Origin of the sequence: Actinoplanes missouriensis 431 (assembly GCF_000284295.1) — a bacterium.
Classification (GTDB): domain Bacteria; phylum Actinomycetota; class Actinomycetes; order Mycobacteriales; family Micromonosporaceae; genus Actinoplanes; species Actinoplanes missouriensis.
Genome location: NC_017093.1, coordinates 3,130,949 through 3,147,481 on the forward strand (window position 1 = coordinate 3,130,949; position 16,533 = coordinate 3,147,481).

The 16,533-nt window shown below is 70.1% G+C and carries 14 protein-coding genes; 10 read left to right on the top strand and 4 right to left on the bottom strand.

Going from position 1 to position 16,533, the window contains the following annotated elements; genetic code table 11:
• Positions 1–10 precede the first annotated feature (10 nt).
• The 6 genes from AMIS_RS14650 (at position 11) to AMIS_RS14675 (ending at position 5,359) form a co-directional block, all read left to right on the top strand.
• Positions 11–1,666, top strand: a complete 1,656-nt coding sequence (locus AMIS_RS14650; protein WP_014443091.1) for an extracellular solute-binding protein — start codon at positions 11–13, stop codon at positions 1,664–1,666.
• Positions 1,663–2,739, top strand: coding sequence for a C45 family peptidase (locus tag AMIS_RS14655; RefSeq protein ID WP_014443092.1), 1,077 nt, complete (start codon positions 1,663–1,665; stop codon positions 2,737–2,739). The genes AMIS_RS14650 and AMIS_RS14655 overlap by 4 nt, the downstream gene beginning before the upstream one ends.
• A 175-nt stretch (positions 2,740–2,914) precedes the next feature.
• Entirely contained in the window at positions 2,915–3,505 is a 591-nt protein-coding gene (locus AMIS_RS14660) for a carboxymuconolactone decarboxylase family protein (RefSeq protein ID WP_014443093.1), read from the top strand.
• Positions 3,506–3,579: 74 nt separating this feature from the next.
• On the top strand, positions 3,580–4,101 hold the full coding sequence (locus AMIS_RS14665) for a SigE family RNA polymerase sigma factor (protein WP_014443094.1): 522 nt from the start codon (positions 3,580–3,582) through the stop codon (positions 4,099–4,101).
• Positions 4,098–4,847, top strand: coding sequence for a hypothetical protein (locus AMIS_RS14670; protein ID WP_014443095.1), 750 nt, complete (start codon positions 4,098–4,100; stop codon positions 4,845–4,847). The genes AMIS_RS14665 and AMIS_RS14670 overlap by 4 nt, the downstream gene beginning before the upstream one ends.
• Before the next feature lie 53 nt (positions 4,848–4,900).
• Positions 4,901–5,359 carry a hypothetical protein gene (locus tag AMIS_RS14675; RefSeq protein ID WP_014443096.1) on the top strand — a complete coding sequence of 153 codons (459 nt, stop codon included), beginning with the start codon at positions 4,901–4,903 and terminating at the stop codon, positions 5,357–5,359.
• A gap of 42 nt (positions 5,360–5,401) precedes the next feature.
• Here AMIS_RS14675 and AMIS_RS14680 read toward each other — a convergent pair whose 3' ends face one another.
• Both AMIS_RS14680 and AMIS_RS14685 read right to left on the bottom strand, forming a co-directional pair.
• Positions 5,402–5,854, bottom strand: a complete 453-nt coding sequence (locus AMIS_RS14680) for a hypothetical protein (protein ID WP_014443097.1) — start codon at positions 5,852–5,854, stop codon at positions 5,402–5,404.
• Positions 5,855–5,927: 73 nt separating this feature from the next.
• A complete protein-coding gene (locus AMIS_RS14685; RefSeq protein ID WP_014443098.1) occupies positions 5,928–6,209 on the bottom strand; it encodes a hypothetical protein in 282 nt (93 codons plus the stop codon).
• A 195-nt stretch (positions 6,210–6,404) separates the two neighbouring features.
• On the opposite strand from AMIS_RS14685, the gene AMIS_RS40520 reads away from it, so the two are divergent.
• The 4 genes from AMIS_RS40520 (at position 6,405) to AMIS_RS14705 (ending at position 13,147) form a co-directional block, all read left to right on the top strand.
• The gene (locus AMIS_RS40520) at positions 6,405–7,955 is read left to right on the top strand and encodes a S1 family peptidase (RefSeq protein ID WP_014443099.1); all 1,551 of its coding nucleotides are present in this window, start codon (positions 6,405–6,407) and stop codon (positions 7,953–7,955) included.
• Positions 7,956–7,986: 31 nt separating this feature from the next.
• On the top strand, positions 7,987–8,511 hold the full coding sequence (locus tag AMIS_RS14695; protein ID WP_014443100.1) for a hypothetical protein: 525 nt from the start codon (positions 7,987–7,989) through the stop codon (positions 8,509–8,511).
• Positions 8,512–8,591: 80 nt separating this feature from the next.
• Positions 8,592–12,905: a polymorphic toxin-type HINT domain-containing protein gene (locus tag AMIS_RS14700; protein ID WP_014443101.1), complete on the top strand. Its 4,314-nt coding sequence runs from the start codon at positions 8,592–8,594 to the stop codon at positions 12,903–12,905.
• Positions 12,902–13,147, top strand: coding sequence for a hypothetical protein (locus AMIS_RS14705; protein WP_014443102.1), 246 nt, complete (start codon positions 12,902–12,904; stop codon positions 13,145–13,147). Before AMIS_RS14700 ends, AMIS_RS14705 begins: the two co-directional genes overlap by 4 nt.
• A gap of 188 nt (positions 13,148–13,335) precedes the next feature.
• Here AMIS_RS14705 and AMIS_RS14710 read toward each other — a convergent pair whose 3' ends face one another.
• Entirely contained in the window at positions 13,336–15,576 is a 2,241-nt protein-coding gene (locus AMIS_RS14710) for a glycoside hydrolase family 95 protein (protein ID WP_014443103.1), read from the bottom strand.
• Positions 15,573–16,529: an acetylxylan esterase gene (locus tag AMIS_RS14715; protein ID WP_014443104.1), complete on the bottom strand. Its 957-nt coding sequence runs from the start codon at positions 16,527–16,529 to the stop codon at positions 15,573–15,575. The genes AMIS_RS14710 and AMIS_RS14715 overlap by 4 nt, the downstream gene beginning before the upstream one ends.
• Positions 16,530–16,533: the final 4 nt, after the last annotated feature.

The following is a 16,533-nucleotide window of genomic DNA, read 5'->3' on the forward strand; positions in this document are numbered from 1 at the left end:
GGAATAGTCGATGAAGCCTGTTTCTGCATTCAAGATAGTCGCCGCCGTCTCGGCCGTGGCCCTGGTCGCGGCCGGTTGCTCCGGCGGCGACAAGGAGGCCGCGCCGGCGGCCAAGATGGACGGCGACAAGGTGGTCATTTCGGTGCTGTCGCCCGCCGACTCGGACACCAAGCTCGACACCAACGCCATCACCACCATGCTCAGCGACAAGTACAAGATCAAGTTCCAGTTCCAGACCACCAACATGGACGGCGGGCCGGCCAAGGAGAAGCGCCAGATCGCCATCTCCAGCGGCGACTACCCGGACCTGTTCATGCTGATCCCCTGGGTCGACGCGTTCACCAAGACCGAGGTGCAGAAGCTCGGCCAGCAGGGCGTCGCGGTGCCGCTGGAAGACCTGATCAAGGAGCACGCGCCGAACATCCAGAAGGCGCTCGACTCCAACAGCGTGCTCAAGGCGATGTCGACGGCGCCAGACGGGCACATCTACGCGCTGCCGCAGTGGTCGGACTGCTACCACTGCTCGTACCCGAACAAGCTGTGGATGAACTCGGACTGGTTGAAGAAGCTCAACCTGCAGATGCCGAAGACGACCGAAGATCTCCGTACGGTGCTGAAGGCCTTCAAGACGCAGGACCCGAACGGCAACGGCAAGGCCGACGAGATCCCGATGACCACCGACCCGCGGGACAGCACGCTGCTCGGCTATCTGATGGGCGGGTTCGCGTACGCCCCGTACGGCGCCCAGAACGGCGTGCCGTCGCTGCTCGCGCTCAACGGCAACCAGGTCGTCACCCCGGTCGACAAGCCGGAGTGGCGCGAGGGCCTGAAGTACATCAACTCGCTCTACAAGGACGGCTTGATCGACCCGGCGTCGTTCACCCAGAACACCGAGGCGCTGCAGACTCTTGGCAACAACCCGTCGGCCGTACAGGTCGGATCCGTTCCGGTCCTCTGGCCCGGCATCTTCGTCCAGCTCGGTTCCAAGGACGGCCGGGACAAGCAGTACGACGCGGTGCCCCCGCTGACCGGGCCGCAGGGCAAGAGCTACACCGGGTACAACAACCCGACCTCGGTCGGCTACACCTTCATGCTGACGAACAAGTCCAGCAAGGAAGCGCGCGTCGCCGCCCTGAAGATGCTCGACTACATCTACACCGACGAGGGCCAGATCATCGTCAACGCCGGCCCCGAGGGCGTCGGCTGGGAGAAGCCGAAGGCCGGTGACGTCGCCCTGGACGAGTCGACGCAGGCGACCTGGAAGCCGCGGCTCAGCGCCGACGTGCCGAAGAACTCCTCGTGGAACTCGCTGGGCCAGTACAACTTCACCCTCGCGCTGCGCAACGCCCAGGCGGTGCCGAAGGACATCTACGCCGAGACCGGCCTCGAGCGGCGCCTGTTCGAGGCGACCAAGCAGTACGAGCCGCACGTGGACAAGGCGCAGGTCTTCCCGGAGGCCGAGGTCTGGGCCGACCCGGCCACCGTCTCCGAGCTGTCCACGCTGAAGACCAACCTGGACAGTTACGTCAGCCAGGGCCAGCTGGCCTTCATCACCGGCACCAAGAACATCGACACCGAGTGGGACGCCTGGGTGCAGGGTCTCGACGGGATCGGGATGAAGCGGTACCTGGAGCTCAACCAGCAGGCGTACGACAAGAAGAAGTGACAGTCCCGGAACGCCCGGCCGGTCCCGGTGACCGGCTGGGCGCCCCTTTCGTCGCGGTGTCCCGCCTCGTGCTGCGCGGGACACCGGAGCAGATCGGGTACGGGCTGGCCCGGGCCGCGGCCGGCGTCTACGGATCCGCGCCCCGCCCGATGCCGCCGGTCCTGGGACGTGCCCGGCGGCGGTGGTTCGCGGTGAACTGGCCGGAACATCACGAGCGCTCGCGGGGCATGGCGGCCGCGTTCGGGGTCGACGAGGATCCCTCGCTGTGCGTCGACGATCTCAACGGTATGCCTCTGGCGGGCGGGTGCTCGGCGGTGTGGCGCCCGCCGTCCGGCGCCGAACCCGCCGTGATCGCGCGCAACTTCGACATTCACGAATCGGTCATCGGCACGGGACCGCCGCCGGCCGGTCGGCGGCTCCCCGCGCTGGCCCGGCCGCACGTGGTGGAGATGCACCCGGACCGGGGATTGTCGTCGGTGGCGATCACCGGCAACAACCTGAGCGGCTGCCTGGAGGGGATCAACGAGGCGGGGCTCGCGGTGGTGGAGCTCGCCGACGGGCAGGGCGGCGAGCTCCGGCCGGCCGGTGGACCGCAGGCCGGCCTGGACGAGGCACAGCTGCCGCGGTTCCTGCTGGACCGGTGCCGGACCGCCGGGGAGGCGCGCGAGGCGTTGCACGGCGCGAAGCACTACACCCGGTACAGCACGTGCCACTTCCTGATCGCGGATGCGTCCGGCGACGCCTTCGTCTGGGAGCGGGAGGGCGACAACGTCGAGCACGTCGTGGATGCCGGCGCGGGGCCGCTGGTCGTGACCAACCATCTGCTCGCGCCGGACGCCGCGCCGGCCGGCGACTCACTGGCACGGCTCCGCCATCTGGCGCGCCGTACCCGGGGCGGTGACGGTGTGCATGACGCGCTCGACGAGGTCCGCGCCGAGGAGTTCGGTATCCCGGAGGCCGTCACCCTGTGGCGCAGCGAGTACCGGATGGCGGAGTCGTCGATGACCGTCCGGTTCCTGCTCGGCATCGAGGAGGGCCGGCGGTACAGCGCGCCGCTGACCGTCACGCTGTGACCGGCGAGTCGCGAATCTGATGGAAGGGCCCCGGCGCTAACCGGGCTCGTCGCGTTCTTCGACGAGGTGGTCGACGTGACGGTCGACGGCGTACCCCGGAAACGGCCCGATTCGCCTGTCGCGACCGTCATGAAGGACGAGTTCGGCGTCTCCTGACGTGTGCGCACAATGGGACATGTTCATCGCGATGATTCCCGAGGACGCCGCGGCGGGCGCCACCGCCGACTACTACCGGCAGCAACGCCAGGCGTGGGGGTTCCTGCCGAACTACGCCGGCGCGTTCGGCCATCGTCCCGACGTGGCGCAGGCGTGGAACGCTCTGAACGGCGCGATCCGCGGCGGGATGGACCGTCGCCGGTTCGAACTCGCCACCATCGCGGCGGCGCGGGCCCTGCGTTCGACGTACTGCACGGCCGCCCACTCGAAGTTCCTGCGTGACGTCTGCGGCGATGAGGCCTCGCTGCGGCGTCTCGCGGAGGCGCCGGACGGCGACACCCTCGATGAGCAGGATCGTGCCGTCTACCGGTTCGCGGCGAAGGTCGCGGTCGACGCGGCGTCGGTGGAGCAGGACGACGTCGATCGGCTCCGGGCCGCGGGGCTGTCGGACGGCGAGATCGCCGACGTGGTGTACGCGGTGGCCGCCCGCTCGTTCTTCACCCGTGTCCTCGACGGTCTCGGGGCCCGGCTCGACGCGCAGACCGCGAGCGCCTTCGACGCGGAGCTCTACGGCTCGATGGTGGTCGGCCGCGACGCCGCCGACAGCTAGGCCCTCTTTCTTCCGTTGCAACCAAATGGCACGCTCGCTCGTCTTGATGCTCATGAAACACAGAGAGGCCTCAGATGGCGCGCGGTGACGACGACTTCATCGCGTTCGCCCAGGCGAGTTCCTCGCGACTGCAACGCGCGGCGTACCTGCTCACCGGCGATCAGCACCAGGCCGAGGAGGCGGCGCAGGCCACCCTGGTCCGGGTGTACGCCGCCTGGGGGCGGGTCAGTCGTAAGGACCCCTATGCGTACGCCCGGACGGTGCTCACCAACCTGCTGACCGACCAGTGGCGCCGCCCGATGCGGGAGTACGCGACGGAGACCATGCCGGAACAGCAGACAGCTCAGGACGTCGCCGATGTGGTGTCGAAACGGCGCTGGCTGATCGGCGTTCTGCAGGCGCTGTCACCGCGGGAACGGGCGGTGGTCGTGCTGCGGCACTTCTTCGACGCCAGCGAGGCCGAGGTGGCCCGCGAGCTCGACCTGTCAGTGGGCACGGTGAAGAGCCTCAACTCGCGGGCCCTGGCGAAACTGCGCATCACGGCCGGACATGTGCCGCCGCTACGAAACGGGACGGAAGCAGGGGTAGCACTATGACGCAGCTGGACGACCTGAAGGACGCCATGCACTCACCGCCCGACTTCCAGCCCGCCGCGTTGGATCTGCAGCAGGTGATGGCCGCCGGGGGCCGGATGCGCCGGCGTCGCAGACTCGCCGTCGGCGGCGCGTCCGCGCTGACGGTGGCGGCGCTCCTGATCGGCGGCAGCCAGCTGGTCAACGCGGGCGGCCCGAACGGCTCCCTCCCGGCGGACGGCCCGTCGGGCATGGTCAGCGGTCCGTCGATGCCCCTGCCATCAGCGGGCAACTCCTCGGCGCCCGGGGTGCTCGGCACGGTCGTCAAGACCGGCCGGAAGGCCGACGGCCGAGAGTGGATCATCTACGTCGAGACGGTGGATCCGGATAAGCTGGACGAAACGATGACCCTGGTCCTCGGGCGCACCAGGACCGGCACCATCGACGACTTCCGCATCGAGATCGTGAGCAGCGACCCGGGAGCCGGCCGGATGGCGCCCGGCTTCCACGCGGTGCAGGCCGGCCGCCTGCTCAACGGCCGCACCACCCCGACCTTCGGCTACTACGTCGGCAAACCGAGCAAGATCACGGCACGGGACGCCGCCACCGGCAAGACCGTCGTGGCGAAGCGGACCGCCTGGAACGGCTTCGGACCGCCGGAGAAGGCGCAGATCTTCTGGTTCGACTTCGCCGAGGGGCAGCCTCCGGCCACCTTGACCGACCTCACCGCGTACGACGCCGGCGGCGCCACATTGCACACCGGCGGATGACGCGTTTTCCCCGGGGATGAGTACGTGGCGTCCACGGGGGGAACCTCGCATCGATGACGATGGAGCGCGGGGGTCGCCTTCGGGTCGACGAGGAGCTGGATCGGTTCGGCGGGCCACCGGGTCCGTACGCCGTGGTGTGCGTGGTGATGGCCGTGATCTGGTTCCTGGTCAGCCTGCCGTTCGACCGGGACGACGGCATGGCGGTGATGGTCGTCGACAGCGGGGGACGTGGTGCCGTCTGGGCACCGCTGTGGCTGGCTCTCGGGTGGGCGCACCGCAGGCGTACCGGAGCTGGTGGCCCTTCGTTTCCCACCGCCGCGGCGCGTCGCCGGCACGCCCGGCGGGGAGCGGTCATCGGCCTGGGTGTCGGCGTGCCGTTCTTCGGGGGCCTGATCGCTCTGTGCCTGGGCACCGGCCAGTCCTCGGGGTACGTCGTCATCTTCGCCGTCGTGCTGGTGGTCATGGCCGTGCTGGCGGTCCGGGCGTGGCTGCCGCGGAGTGGCGGTGCGTGACGACCCGCGTCCTTACGTCGCGGCCCGCCCGGACGACCGCCGTCAGATCGCGTCGGAATCGCGGCTCGCGGTCGTGGCGGAGGTGTCCGGCCGGGCCGGACGCAGGCCTCGATAGTCGTCGAGACGGCGCCGGTTGACCACGGTCAGCGCGATCAAGCCGGACCACAGGAGCACGTGCCCGATGCGTACCGCGATGTCGGTGACCGTATGGGAACCGACGGCCAGGAGGACGATCGAGAGAAGCAGCATCGCCGCGAAGAAGTAACGCGCCCAGCGGGGTCGCACCGCCGCCTCCAGCGCCCGGCGAGCCAGGTGGTCCACCCGGGCGTCGTCGGCGTAGCCGTCCCGGATCGCCCGGCGCACGGCGCGGCGGGTCTCCTCGCTCTCGCCTCGCAGGACACCGATGCCGATGTCGCCGCGACGCAACTGCACGATCATGAATCCAAGGCCGCACAGAATGAACACGACGCCGGCCAGCACGAGCACGCTGCTCATCTCAATCACCTCCGTGAATGCCGGAGGTGCCCACCGGGCGGCGCTTTCATGCGCGGTCCGCAAGTGTCTCCGGCTACCAGCGGGAATCCCTTAAAGCGGGTGATGTCGTGCAGTGTTCCTGCTGGTGGCCACTACGCTGCGGCACCCCGTCAAGGTAGGCGACGTCCACCGGCAGGGGCGGGCCATCGGTGACGTTGGTGGTAACGAACGTCTGCCACCTCCCGACGGTGGTGGTCAGGCCGGCCGGGCCGAGCGGCATGCGCCCGGCCGGGCTCTCGTGCGGCACGGCGATGCCGCCGGCGGCCGCGCGCGGCGGGACGGGCCTCACCAGCCGTTTTCGCGCGCGATTGTCCATGATGGATTCCTGCTGTGTGGCCCCGGATCCTGTGCAAATGATCATATGGCGTCCGGCCCCCACGACCTCCGCTATTCGATCATCATTACATCGCCATCGAGCGATGGCCGCGTGTTGTGCTCCTGAGGTTCGCCGACGGCGGAGGGCGCCCGGCGATCGGCGTTCCGCCGAGCCCGGATCTGAGGAACACATTCCATGAGGAACACAAGGGCCCGGGGGCGGGCCGCACTGCTCACCGCGGCACTGCTGGGAGCGAGTCTCGTTCCAGCAGGCGCCGCACAGGCCGTCGGTGGTGGAGCACCGGCCACGGACGCAGGGCTCGCATTCAGCGTCAAGATCACCTTCGGTGACCTGGTGCGCTCATGTACGGGCACACTCGTCAACCGCTGGTGGGTGCTCACCGCCGCATCGTGCTTCGACGACGGCAGCGGGGTGGCCGCCGGAGAACCGAAGCGGGCGACCACGGCGACGATCGGCCGGCTCGACCTGACCGGCACCGGGGGACAGGTCCGCACGGTGCGGGCCATCGTCCCGCATCCAGACCGGGATCTGGCCCTGGCCCGGCTGACCGACGAGGTCACCGGCATCACCCCGGTGACCATCTCCCCCACCGCACCGGCCACCGGGGAGACACTCGTCGCCGCCGGCTACGGCCGGACCGCCGACACCTGGTACCCGACCAAGCTGCACACCGGCGACTTCACGGTTACCGCTACCGGCGCCGGCACCCTCGACATCACCGCCGCCGACAAGGCGACGATCTGCAGGGGCGACGCGGGCGGGCCGCTGCTGCGCCGCACCGGCAGCACCTACCAGCTGGTCGGCGTGCACTACCGCTCGTACCAGGGCGGCTGCCTCGGTGAGACCGCCACCCGCCGCGACGCGGCGGAGACCCGCGTCGACGACCTGGCGTCCTGGATCACCACGACCGCGAAACTGCCGAACTCGCTGCAGGTCGGCGTCACCGACACCCGCGTCGCGGTACGCCAGGGCGACTACGGCACCCGGGTCAAGGACGGCGGGCTCAGCGCCAGCTGGACGAACCTGCTCGCCGACGCCAAGGACATCGTCGTGGTCGGCGACCGCATCGGTGTGCTAACCCACAGCGGTGCTGCGTACGTCAAGGACGGCGCCACCAGCGTGCCCTTCGTCAAGGTCTTCGACGGTGTGAAGAAGCTCGTGCTCTCCCCGAACCGGGTCGGCGTCCTGACCGCCGCCGGCGGCCTCGCCAAGGTCAAAGAGGGCGGCCTGAGCACCAGCTGGGTCGACGAGTACACCGGCGTGCACGATCTGGCGATCACTGACACCCGCATCGCCATCACCGCGGGCCTCAACCGCGTGATGATGATTAAGGAAGGTGGCCTCAGCGCCGACTGGCATGAGCCACTGATCCAGGTCGGGACCGGTCTGGAAGGCGTCACGCTTTCCGGTAACCGCGTCGGCAGGTATGGCTTGAACAGGTCCGCCCGGGTGTACGAGGGCCCGATCGACTGGAGCGGACGTACCTACGACCTGGTGTCCTCCGGCGCCAAAGAACTGGTCCTCAAGGACGACCGGGTCGGTCTGCTCACCACCGACGGCGTCGCCAAGGTCAAGGAAGGCGCGCTGGGCAACGAATTCGTCACCCAGTACACCGGCGTACGCGACCTCGACGTCAGCGGCAGCCGCGTCGGCGTCGTGACCATCGACGGTTCGGCGATTGCCAAACACGGCGGCCTCAGCGCCCTGTGGACCCCCGTCTGGTGACAATCACCCCTTCGTCAGGAAGTACACACCGATGCGTAAATCATTGAAGCTCGCCGCCGCCGCAGCAGGAGCCCTCGCCGTCGCCCTCGGCTTCGCCGGACTGCCCGCGACCGCCGACGACGCCGCCGACACCCCCACCTCCGTCGTCGAGGACCACAGGTACCCCGGCGCCGCCCGCATCCTCGCCGAGCAGAACGTCAAGCTGCTCACCGGCGACGGCAACATCCTGTTCGTCGACTGCGACACCCCGGTCACCGGCGACATCGGCTTCATCGAGGTCTACACCACTGAGATCGACGTCAACGCCGGCAACGCCCTCTGCTTCCGTGTCAACGGAACCAAGGGCCTGCTCAACATGGAGATCCCCGCCGTCTTCGAGATCCGCGGCGACGGCCAGAAAGAGGGAACCGGCCACGACATCACCGCCACCATCCGATCCGACGGCGAAGCCGCCCGCGTCGTCCCCGTCGACCCCGACGGCAGCACCCAGGTCGGCATCACCGAAGACCCGCCCCGGCCGCCGGCCACCCTGCTCCAGCTGAAAGTCACGGGCTGACCCCACTCATGAGAAGCACGACGGCCTCCGGCCGTCGTGCCCTCCGTCATGCCCCCGAACCGGAAAGGAGCCCCGAAACCATGACTTTGCGATGGAGACGATGGACCGCCGGCCTGGCGACCGTCGTGATGGTGACCTCGGCGTCCGCGGCGGTGAACGGCCCCGTGCACGCCGCGGAGACGGCCGTGGAACCGGCCGACCGCGCCGCGGTCGTCCAGATGTGGCAGAACGGCGGCGTGCTCGTCGCACCGGCCGCCGAGAAGGCACTGCTCGGCAGTGACGACGACGTCCGGGCGTTCCTGAACCAGGTCGATACGCTCCAGGCCCTCGACGACCGGATCATGGTGAACCGGGTCCTCGGCGGCGGCGGCCCGACCGTACGCGCCGAGGCGCAGAAGGCGCTTGACTCCGGCCAGTTGATCACCTTCCTGACCGAAGGCTGGCAGACCGCCCTGAACGTGGACCAGCGGGTACGGGTCAACCAGATGATGGCGGCGGGCGGCGCCCAGGTGCGCGCCGCCGCGCAGAAGGCCCTCGACGCCGACGCCACCGGACCCGAGGTCGAGGAGGTCGACGACACGCCGCAGGGCCCGCTGGACATCTTCCTGGCGTCGGGCTGGCAGAAGCCGTTCGAACTCGACCAGCGCATCAAGGTCAACCTGATCCTGACGAAGGCACCGACCGGTTCGAACGTACGCCGACTGGCCCAGCGGGCCCTCGACGCCGGCGATGTCGACGCGCTGACCTCCTTCCTGGACAGTCAGCACGCCATCGCCGCCGCCCGTGACGAGGAGGCCACCGCGATCACCGACCTGGTCGGTGCCGCCGAACGGGCCAGCGCGCGTTCCGCGGAACTCATCGAGACGGCCAAGGAGGAGGGTGCCAAGGCCGCCACGGCAGCCGCCGCCGCGAAGGCGTCGGCGCAGGAGGCGCTGGCCGCCATGCGGGAGGCCCAGGACAACGCAGAGGACGCCGCACGCGCCGCACGCCGGGCCGCCGACGCCGCACGCAAGTCCGCCGACGCCGCCGCACAGGCTATCCAGGCATCCCAGGCCGCCGTCGCCGCAGCCCGCGACGCCGCCGCGGCCGCCTCCCGCGCGGTCGCCGCCGCAGCGGCGACCCGGCGCGCCGCCAACCGCGCCTACAAGGCCGCCGCCGACGCCGCCCGCGACAAGAACAAGGCCGCCGCCGCGCTGACCGCGGCGTCCGACGCGGAGAAGGCCGCCGCGCTCGCGACCAGGGCCGCGGATGCGGTCGCCAAGGCCGAGACCGTCCTGGTCAAGGTCAAGGACGTCGTCGCGGCCGCCGACAGCGCCAGCGGCAACGCGGCTAACGCCGCCGCGGCCGCCGAGGACGCCCTCGCTCAGGCCCGCGCCACCGGTGTGAACGTCGCGGAGGCCGAAGCGGCCGCCCGGCGTGCCCGCTCCCAGGCCGCCCGCGCGAACCGGGCGGCCAGCGCCTCGGTCAGGTACGCGCAGGCGGCCGCGACCGCCGCCGGCAACGCCCGCGCGGCCGCTACCCAGGCGGTCACCAGTGCGCTTGCCGCCGCCAAGGCCGCCAAGGATGCCGCCGGTCATGCCGGCGACGCCACCAAGGCCGCCAACGCGGCGACCGCGGCGGCAAACGCGGCCACCCAGGCCGCCGACGCCGCCGTCACCGCGGCCAACAGCGCCTACGCCATCTACGAGGCGGCACGAGCGGTCGACGCCGAGCGGCTGGCGATCTTCACCGAGGACGGCACCGAGCAGGCCCACACCGAACTCGCCGCGTACCGGCAGTACCAGTCCCGCATCCGGTGGGACGCGCAGGAGGCCGCCAAGCGTAACGCCGAGACGAACCGGCTCATCGCCGAAGTCCGGGACCCGGCGACCGGCACGACGGCCGCCGTCGCCGCTGCACGCAAGGCTGCGCTGAGCCTCAACCAGACCGCTGGCCCATACACGCAGCAGGCTGCGGCGCGGGCCCTGGCCGGCACCGATGACGAAGTCGTCGAATTCGTCCGGACCGGGATCGACGTGGCGGCCGCCCGCGACGACCGCACCACCCTGGCCACGATGGCACAGACCGGCACCCTCGACCGGCGGGCGGCGGCCATCCGAGCCCTCGCGGGCTCCGACGCTGACGTCGCACGCTTCCTGGCCGAACAGAACTACCCGGAACGGTCCGTGGACGACCGGGTCGAGGTCAACCGGATCCTCGCCGAGGCGAAGACGAACGGGGACCCGGCCACGATCGAACACGCCCAGCGCGCCCTGGACGGCACCGACCAGGACCGCCGCGCCTTCCTGGCGACGGGACAGTTCGAGGCCGGTGCCAGCGACGATCGGGTCAAAGCCAACCGGATGCTGTCCAGCGAGGAGAGCGGCCCGGAGCTGCGCGCGGCAGCACAGATCGCGCTGGACGGTACGCCCGGCGCCCTGCACGAGTTCGTGACGACCGGCTGGTACGGCCCCGCCCAGAACGACTACGACGCGGTAGTGCACGAGCAGGAGATGCTCGCGCTGCTGGCACGGGCGTCCAATGCCGCCACCACCGCGAAGCAGAACGCCGAGGAGGCGCAGGCCGTCGCCGCGACGGCACGCGGCAAGGCCACCGAGGCGCAGCAGTGGTCCGCCAAAGCAGGTGAGACGGCGAAACTCGCGGCCACCTACGCCACCAAGGCCGTCCAGTCGGCGATCAAGGCAGAAGAGTCGGCCGTCAAGGCCGCGAAATCGGCGAAGACCGCCGTCGCCGCGGCCAAGGTCGCCAATCAGGCGGCCAGCGACGCCGCTCAGTCCGTCGCCGTCGCGCAGGCCGCGTACCGGCGAGCCCGGGCCGACGCGAACCGGGCCATCGACGCGGCCGAGCGTGCACGGGCGTCGGCGCTGGCTGCCGGCAAGGACAAGCAGGAGGCGCAACGGCTCTACAACGAGGCCGTGGCCCACGCCAACAAGCTGATCGACCAGGAGGTGCGCGCGGCCGTCCAGGCCGCCCAGGACCAGTTCGGGAACTGCCTGCGCGACGCCGGCCCTCTCCCCGAGTTGCAGAGGGAGTGCCTGCGGGTTTTCGAGCCTGCCAGCATCCAGCTCGGTCGCGCCACGAAAAACAAGGAGTTCTGCAACAAGTGGGCGCAGAGCGACAGCGTCTACTACCAGAACTGCGTCGCGGACACCTTCAACCCCAACTTCATGCAGAACCGGGCGATGGATCTCCTGACCGCCGCGGCGCTCGCGTTCAGCCAGTGGGGAACCCTCTCGATGGAGTTCCTCCTCGGAGTCGGGCTGACGGCAGTCTGCCTGGGCGGGCTCTGCTCCGCTGCGCTGGCGGCGGTGGGCGGCGCCGAGGCCAGCATGGGCATCGGCGGCATGTTCACCGTCTGGGCCGAGGGCGCGCTCATGCGGTACGCGGCCGGCGGTGTGTGGAGCGGGGTCTCCGGCGCCCGCCTTCTCGGGTCGATCAACGGCGCGATCAACAAGATCCGGATCCCGGCGATCCTGCAGCGCGTCAGCACACCGCAGAAGACGGTGCAAGCCAACTTCGCCCGGCTCGTCAGCACCCGCGCTCTGCCCTCCTGCCTGCGCAGGAACAGCTTCGTCGCCGGCACCCCGGTGCTGCTCGCCGACGGCACCACCAAGGCGATCGAGGACGTACGGGCCGGCGACCGGGTGCTCTCGACCGATCCCGCAACCGGAGTCACCGACGCGCAGACGGTCACCGACCTCATCACCGGCACCGGGACCAAGAACCTGGTCGAGCTGACCGTCGACACCGGTGACACGACGGCGACCGTCACCGCGACCGACGACCACCCGTTCTGGGTCGCGGACCTCGATCAGTGGCGCAACGCCGACGAGCTCACCGCCGGGCAATGGCTGCGCACCAGCGCGGGCACCTGGGTGCAGGTCACCGCGGTGCAGCACAGCACCCGGTGGACGACGGTCCACAACCTGACCGTCACGACGCACCACACCTACTACGTCCTCGCCGGCGACACATCCCTGCTGACCCACAACACCGATCCCTGCGAGGACTTCCCGTGGCAGGACATCGGCGGGGGCTGGTTCGAGAGCCCGGCGAGTCTGCTGTACGGCCCCGCATCCGTGCACGGTCACCGCATCAGACACCTGATGGCCCACATGGGTCCGGACCCTGACAAAGAGGTTCATACCGTCTTCGACATCGGCGACGACAACCTCTTTGCGGTGCTCGATGAGGCATGGCTGCGGCGAGGAGATGCCGTCTATCGGGACCCGCCGAACGCGGCTTTTCCCAATAAACTAATCATTCCGATGGACCGGGTGATCGGTACCCGGGGTGAGACGCACATCATGTTCATTATGAAGAACGAGAACGAAATCATTACCGCCTATCCGAAGACGAAACTCGACGGCTCCCGAGATGATCCGACCCGATGAAACCACCGAGGATCGCCTGCAAGATCTGTGGCCAGGACTGGCTCGTCCCGTATCGCAGCCTGCTGGACGGGTCGAGGTTCCTGCTGTGCCCCGAGTGTGACTCGGTGTGGCTGCCGGAGGACGACCCTGCCGAGCGGACGGAGCACTCGCTGACCACCGTGTTCGAGGGCTACGCCTTCATGCCCGGGCAAGTCGACTGGGATCTGATCGAGCCCGACCCCGACCAGCCCGAACGACGATGATCAGAGGCGAGGGTGCCCGTCACGGGCACCCTCGCCTTGCTCCTTCGACGTGTGGAGATGTGGTGAACGGGTTGAGCCAGACCAATTCCCCCATCCCTGGCGAACCGCCGATCCGCAGTAGCCACACGGCGGGCCGGGCCGAGGCGAGCTGCGGTAGCCACAGGTGTTCAGGAAAACGGTCGTCGTTCCTACGGGAGGAGTTCCGGCTCGAGCGGGGAGTCCGGGGTCACGGTGACCTCGATGACGGTGTCGCGGTAGCGGAGGCGCGTCCGGGTGGGCCGGTCGGCGTACACCCGGGCCTCGTGCAACCGCCCGTCACTCCAGCTGATGTCCACGGTGAAGCCGCCACGCGCCCGCAACCCCCGCACCGCGCCGTCGCGCCACGTCGACGGGAGGGCGGGGAGTAGCTCGATCTCCTCGCCGTCCGACTGGAGGAGCATCTCCGCGATGGCCCCGGTACCGCCCGCGTTGCCGTCGAAGGAGTAGATGTTCTGCTGCGCCCCGGCGATGCCGCCCGCCGAATAGCTGAGCAGGTTCGCCTCGCTCGCGTCGGCGATCAGCCGGGTGACGTGCTCCAGAGCGTTGTCACCGTCGAGCAGGCGGGCGTGGAAGGCGGCGAAGTTCGCCTCCGCCCACTCGGTCTGCTCCCAGCCGGGAGCCGCCTGGCGGCGTTCCAGCGTGACCGCGGCGGCTGCGGCCAGTGACGGCGTGCCGCGCGGCGTGATCTGCCGCTCCGGGAAGACCGCGCACAGGTGCGAGGTGTGCCGGTGCGCGGGATCGGCCTCGTCCACGTCGTCGAGCCATTCCTGCAACTGTCCGTGCCGGCCGATCCGGAACGGTGACAGGCGGTCACGCGCGGCCGCCACCCGGGAGCGCAACTCCGGGTCGACGTCGAGGATGGCCGCCGCCTGGCCGCAGATCCGCAGGATGGCCTCGGCGAACACCCGGTCGGCGGTGGTGCCCATCGCGATCGAGCAGGGCGTGCCGTCGGCAGCCAGATACGAGTTCTCCGGCGACTCCGAGGGGCCGGCCACCAGCCAGCCGTGCGACGGCTCCGGGGTCAGATAGTCGAGAAGGAACAGGGCGCAGGAGCGCAGGACCGGGTACGCCTGATCGCGCAGGAACCGGACATCCGGCCGGTACTCGTAGTGCTCCCACAGTTGCAGCGCCAGCCACGCCCCGCCGGTGACGTTCAGCCCCCACCCGATGCCCCGGCCCGGCGCGGAGTAGCCCCACGCGTTGGTGACGGTGTGCGCCACCCAGCCGTCCGCCCCGTACATCTGCTGTGCGGTGCTGCGGCCGGATGAGGCGAGGCCGGTGAGGAAGCGGAACAGCGGGGTGTGGCATTCGGCGAGGTTGGTGGACTCGGCCGCCCAGTAGTTCTGCTGCGTGTTGATGTCGAGGTGGAAGTCGTTGCTCCAGCCCATGCTGCTGGCGAACCCGTCGTTCCAGACACCCTGCAGCGCCAGCGGCAGCGGCGAGTCCGCCCGTGACCCGGCAATGGTCAGGTAGCGGCCGTACTGGAAGTACAGGGCGATCAGGTCGTCGTCGCGTTCACCGCGGGCGAGACGCTCCCGGCGTACGTCGGTGGGCAGGTCGATCGGAGTACCCAGGTCGAGTGACACCCGGCGCATCAGCCGCTGGTGGTCCTCGACGTGGGCGGCGCGCATCACCTCGTAGGGAGCGGGTTCCACAAGGGAAGGCGCACAGAAGGAGGTGCTGACCGTGACGAAGACGTCGACTACGTCAGCGCCGGTGACCGTGACGGTGTCGTCGGCGGCGAGCAGCGTCCCGCCGTCGATCACGAAGCGGACCCGGATCTCGACGTCCACACCCTGCTCACCGTCGCTGTGCAGGGTCTCGACGGCCCGGCCGCGGAACGCGAGACCGTCCGCGCCGCCGGTGAACGTGCCGGGCAGCACCGTGTCGTCGAGCGCGGCGGTGAAGCTGATCGCCGCCGCACGGCTCGCGGACAGGCGCATGGCGATCACGCCGTGCGGGTGTGAGGCGAAGGTTTCCCGTACGAAATGGGTCTGATTCTGATCGAACTCCACCGACGCGAGGCCGGTGTCCAGGTCCAGTTCGCGACGGTAACCGTCAGCCTGATCAAGGGCGAAGTCCAGGCGCAGGCGGGGGAGCGGCAGGTTCGTGCCGAACGACGTGGGCCGGCCGGTCAGGTGCTCGGCCGCCAGCCGCTGCGCCTCGGCGTGCTCGCCCTCGAACAGCAGCCGGCGGATGACCGGAATCGATTGCGCCGCGGCCGGGTTGACGTCGTGGTCGGAGGGCGCGCCGGACCAGGCGGTCGACTCGGAGAGCCGGATGATCTCGGTGCCGACGCCGCCGTGGACCATGCCGCCGAGCCGGCCGTTGCCGATCGGCAGCGCCTCGAACCAGCGGGAGGCCGGGCGGTCGTAGAGGAGGCGCGTCACGCCAGCAGGTCCCGGAGCCAGGGCAGCTGGACCGGCGCCTGGAACGAGCCGCCGCCCTCGTGCCGGTTGTAGGGCCAGATCTGCATCTGCTTCGGCCCGGCGTAGCGGTTGTAGGCGGCGTACACGGTGGACGGCGGGCATACGTCGTCCATCAGCCCCACGGAGTAGAGCGCCGGGGCGGTGGCCCGCGCCGCCAGATGCACCCCGTCGAAGTAGCCCAGCGTCGCGAAGACCCGCTCGACCAGGTCCCGGTTGGTGGCGCAGAAGACCGAGAGCTCCTGGTACGGGTAGGAGTCGGTGATCTCGGTGGCCCGCCGGAAATGGGTCAGGAACGGCACGTCGATCAGCGCTCCCCGGACCCGCGGGTGCAGACCGGCCACGGCCTGCGCGATGCCACCGCCCTGACTCGCCCCGGCCACCACGATCCGGCTGGCGTCTACTTCGGGGAGGGTAGCCGCCAGGTCGACCGCCCGGACGGCGTCGGTGAACAGCCGCCGGTAGTAGTACTGCTCGGGGTCGAGTACGCCCCGGGTCATCAGCCCGGAGTGGTGCGGTGTGCTGTCGCCGGGCAGGTCGGGAGTGTCACCGTCGCCCTGGCCGCGGGAGTCCATCACCAGCACGGCGTATCCGGCCGCCGGCCAGAGCAGCCATTCGTGCGGACGGCCGCGCCCACCGCCGTACCCGATGAATTGCACGACGCAGGGGACCGGGCCGGTGGCGGAGGCGGGCACGAGAAGCCACGCCGCCACGCGCTGCCCGCCGTGACCGCTGTAGCGCACGTCGAACACGCGCACTCCGGGGAGCAGCGCATCGACCGGAGTCAGCTCTGCCGTGAGGTCGTGCTCGCGCGCCTCGGTCAGCGTGCGGGCCCAGAACTCGTCGAAGTCGGCCGGTTCGGCGAGCTCGGGACGGTAGTCGCGCAGCTGGTCGAGGGGGAGGTCGAACATGGCCATGAGG

Excerpts from the sequence above, each read along its gene's own strand:
- AMIS_RS14715 (WP_014443104.1), bottom strand. The coding sequence starts at position 16,529 with ATGGCCATGTTCGACCTCCCCCTCGACCAGCTGCGCGACTACCGTCCC.
- AMIS_RS14670 (WP_014443095.1), top strand. The coding sequence starts at position 4,098 with ATGACGCAGCTGGACGACCTGAAGGACGCCATGCACTCACCGCCCGAC.
- AMIS_RS14660 (WP_014443093.1), top strand. The coding sequence starts at position 2,915 with ATGTTCATCGCGATGATTCCCGAGGACGCCGCGGCGGGCGCCACCGCC.
- AMIS_RS14680 (WP_014443097.1), bottom strand. The coding sequence starts at position 5,854 with ATGAGCAGCGTGCTCGTGCTGGCCGGCGTCGTGTTCATTCTGTGCGGC.
- AMIS_RS14695 (WP_014443100.1), top strand. The coding sequence starts at position 7,987 with ATGCGTAAATCATTGAAGCTCGCCGCCGCCGCAGCAGGAGCCCTCGCC.
- AMIS_RS14650 (WP_014443091.1), top strand. The coding sequence starts at position 11 with ATGAAGCCTGTTTCTGCATTCAAGATAGTCGCCGCCGTCTCGGCCGTG.
- AMIS_RS40520 (WP_014443099.1), top strand. The coding sequence starts at position 6,405 with ATGAGGAACACAAGGGCCCGGGGGCGGGCCGCACTGCTCACCGCGGCA.
- AMIS_RS14705 (WP_014443102.1), top strand. The coding sequence starts at position 12,902 with ATGAAACCACCGAGGATCGCCTGCAAGATCTGTGGCCAGGACTGGCTC.
- AMIS_RS14665 (WP_014443094.1), top strand. The coding sequence starts at position 3,580 with ATGGCGCGCGGTGACGACGACTTCATCGCGTTCGCCCAGGCGAGTTCC.
- AMIS_RS14700 (WP_014443101.1), top strand. The coding sequence starts at position 8,592 with ATGACTTTGCGATGGAGACGATGGACCGCCGGCCTGGCGACCGTCGTG.
- AMIS_RS14685 (WP_014443098.1), bottom strand. The coding sequence starts at position 6,209 with ATGGACAATCGCGCGCGAAAACGGCTGGTGAGGCCCGTCCCGCCGCGC.
- AMIS_RS14675 (WP_014443096.1), top strand. The coding sequence starts at position 4,901 with ATGACGATGGAGCGCGGGGGTCGCCTTCGGGTCGACGAGGAGCTGGAT.